General features: G+C 48.6%; 3 protein-coding genes. 2 read left to right on the forward strand and 1 reads right to left on the reverse strand.

Features of this window, described 5'->3' with window-relative positions; genetic code table 11:
- Both SP90_RS16735 and SP90_RS16295 read left to right on the forward strand, forming a co-directional pair.
- Nucleotides 1-1,431, forward strand: a 1,431-nt coding sequence (locus tag SP90_RS16735) for a hypothetical protein (protein WP_197498817.1), incomplete at its 5' end; no start/stop codon positions are given.
- 1 nt (nt 1,432) lies between these two features.
- Nucleotides 1,433-2,026: an acyl-CoA dehydratase activase gene (locus tag SP90_RS16295; protein WP_331710494.1), complete on the forward strand. Its 594-nt coding sequence runs from the start codon at nt 1,433-1,435 to the stop codon at nt 2,024-2,026.
- 146 nt (nt 2,027-2,172) lie between these two features.
- Here SP90_RS16295 and SP90_RS16300 read toward each other — a convergent pair.
- A partial coding sequence (locus SP90_RS16300) for a potassium channel family protein (RefSeq protein ID WP_157471372.1) occupies nt 2,173-2,984 on the reverse strand: 812 nt, incomplete at its 5' end.

Genomic DNA, 2,984 nt, shown 5'->3' on the forward strand with positions numbered 1-2,984 from the left:
CAGGAACAGGCGCCTGTATCTACAGGTGGAAGCCGTTTAGCTGACGCGGATGTTTCGCAGGTGGACAGTTCTCTTTTTGAAGGGTTGCCGCGCAGTGCAGCTCCGATGTTGGAGTATGCTGTTACCCGTAATCCGGACACGGTTGCAGACGCGCAGAAGATTGCCAAGCGCACAGGTATGGATGCCGATTTTGTTGAGCAAAACTATGATCAGCTTTCTGCGCAGGACAGAGCGGAACGCCAGCAACGTTTGATGGAAACTATGGATGCTGGCGGAACCATGTATTTTATGCGTGACCCTGTAAATGCAGGCATGGCCCATGACGATCTTGAGAATTTAATCAGAATAGAACAGGAATCAAATCCCTTTCGAGCGCTTGGTAAGACAGCAGGCCGCGCAGTGCCTAAAGTTTTTCAGTTCTACAACCAAAGCATGGCGTATTTATCTGGAACTTTGGACTCTGTTGAACATGGAATAGGTGATGCGCTTGGAACTGGACACACTGGAATTTTTAAACGCAGCGAACAGTTTCACCTTGCTCAGTCCAAGTACATAAACGATGAGGTCTTAAACTCAGAACTGCTTGCGTTACCGGAGCATGTCACCAAGTCGTTGTGGGATAATCCGCAGCTTCTTGTGAATCCAGAGTACCTTGTTACGCAGGTTGGCGAAGCAGCATCAAGCATGTTGCCGATGGTAGCAGCGTATACTGTTTCTGGAGGTAGCCTTGCGGTTCCTTCCGTGGTTGGCGGGTTACAGGAAGCTGCAAGTTTGTACGAAGACTTGGTGCGTGACGGTGTGGATCAGGCGGACGCTGCGACCGCTGCTACAAGTTTTGGTGTGGTTGTGGGCTTGCTGAACAAGGTAGGTCTGGAAGAGCTTACCCGCAAAATTCCTACAAAAACCATCATGCAGAACCTTGCGCGGCGTGGTGCTGCCGGTGCAGCAGAAGGTTTTACGGAGTATCTTGAAGAGCCGTTTCAGGCCGCGTTTTCTGCCCTTGCTAAAGGTAAGGACATGGACGGGGTTGTAAGTGATGTGATTGCCAGCTTGAAGAACGTTGATGTTGCTGTTGGCGCGATAATACTTGGTTCATCCGGTGGGGTTTCCAAGGTTGCAGAGCGTGTGGAGGACAAAAGGCAAGCTGGTCTGTTGGCTACACAAAATGGCGTGCAGCTTTCTGCCCTTTCAGATGCGGTTGCAAAAAGCAAGCTTGCTGAGCGTTCTCCTGAAGCTCTTGGCGAGTTCATTAACAGTGTGTTCCCTACTGAAGCCAGTGAGCAGTTTGTTGATGCCCAGCAGTTTGCGACCCTCTTTCAAGAAGGGATTGAGGAAGGGCAGGACGTAGGCACTGTTACCCCTCGAACAATGCCGAAAGCTATTACATGGTCACACACCGAAACTGCTCACAGCAACAGGCTATGGCCGTGAATTGGTTAAAAGTATTGAGCTTCCGTATGAAGTCAAAACGATTACTGAAATCAAAGCACATGCCCTTGGCGCTCATGCGTTATTTCCAGACGCCCGAACAGTTCTTGATATCGGCGGTCAGGATACCAAAGCTATCGCCCTTAATGACAAAGGGAGAGTTCTCAAATTTGAAATGAATGACCGTTGTGCAGCAGGAACTGGAAAGTTTTTAGAGTATACGGCTGCGGTATTTCAAATGGATGTCGAACAGTTTGGGAAATATGCGCTAGAGGGTATTAACCCGCCTGTTATTAACAGTATGTGCACCGTATTTGCGGAAACAGAAGCAACATCGCTTATGGCACAAGGTTTTCCTCCATCAGATATCGCGTTGGCCTTGCATCAGGCTGTCGTACGCAGGACGTGCACCATGTTAAAGCGAACAGGGTTAGAATACCCTCTCGTATTTTCCGGTGGCGTGGCAAACAACGCCTGCATACGCAATCAGTTGCAACAGGAACTCGGAAGCAGCGCTACTGTTTATATTGCAGATCAACCAGATATGTGTGGTGCTTTTGGGGCAAGCCTCTGGGCAGAACAATCGTGCTCTGACTAAGGGGGGCTTAATGCATAGAAGAAAATTGTTCTGGTTACGACAACATAGATAAGAGTAAGGCAGGCTGATTCATTTCAGTCTGCCTTTTTTCTTTTGGTATAGTCACATAATGTGTGCACAGAAATCTCGCATAAAGGCACAACCGACTATCGTACTACTGCACTGGATGTTTTGTCGAACGGGTTTGTGCGGACAGCGAGGGAGAAAAGGTAAGGGTAGTCCGTTTGCAGATGTTGCATGTAGTCTATCCATTGGGAGAGCAACAGCTTGTATACTCGGTGGATATCACCCGAAAGATGCTTGAGATCTGTTTTAGGAAGATCGGTGAGAGTGCTTCGGTTAAGTAGCTCTTCTTTTAGATGGAATGTTGCCCACATCAGATCTGTAAACTGTTCATGCTCAGCCATGTTGGGGTTTTCTAGTATGCGCATCAAAAAAGGCGTGTGGGTTTGTAATAGCTGCTTGAGCTCTTCTAAATCGTTTCCAGCATGTTGGGCTTCAAAGGGGTAATTCAGCATGTGCTGGCGTACTCCGGCAAAGTCTTTTGCCTGCCATTTACCGCAATTGGCGAGTCTGCTTTGCACGGTAGGCAGGTTCGTATCCAGACTGGAAATTTGGAACAAGAGTTTGGTGCCCACTTCACTGAAAAAGCTTCCTATGACCATGTTAAGACGTTGCAGCCGCTCGCGTTTCTCTCTGGCATTTAACAGGCGTTCGGTCATGCTGGTGAGGACGATAGTGAAGGTGCATACGCCGGAGAGAATGAGAATAGTAGCGAGAATTTTCCCAGCTCCAGTTGTTGGGTGGATGTCTCCATAACCTACTGTGGTTACAGTAACGACGGAAAAATAGAGAGCATCGGCAAATGGGATATTTTCTGCATACATAAACCCGAAGACACTACAGAGAAAAAGGGTGCCTAAGGCGACGAGCCCAATGCGGACGCGTAGATGGGGGG

This window comes from Halodesulfovibrio spirochaetisodalis (assembly GCF_001672295.1).
In the GTDB taxonomy this organism is placed as follows: domain Bacteria; phylum Desulfobacterota; class Desulfovibrionia; order Desulfovibrionales; family Desulfovibrionaceae; genus Halodesulfovibrio; species Halodesulfovibrio spirochaetisodalis.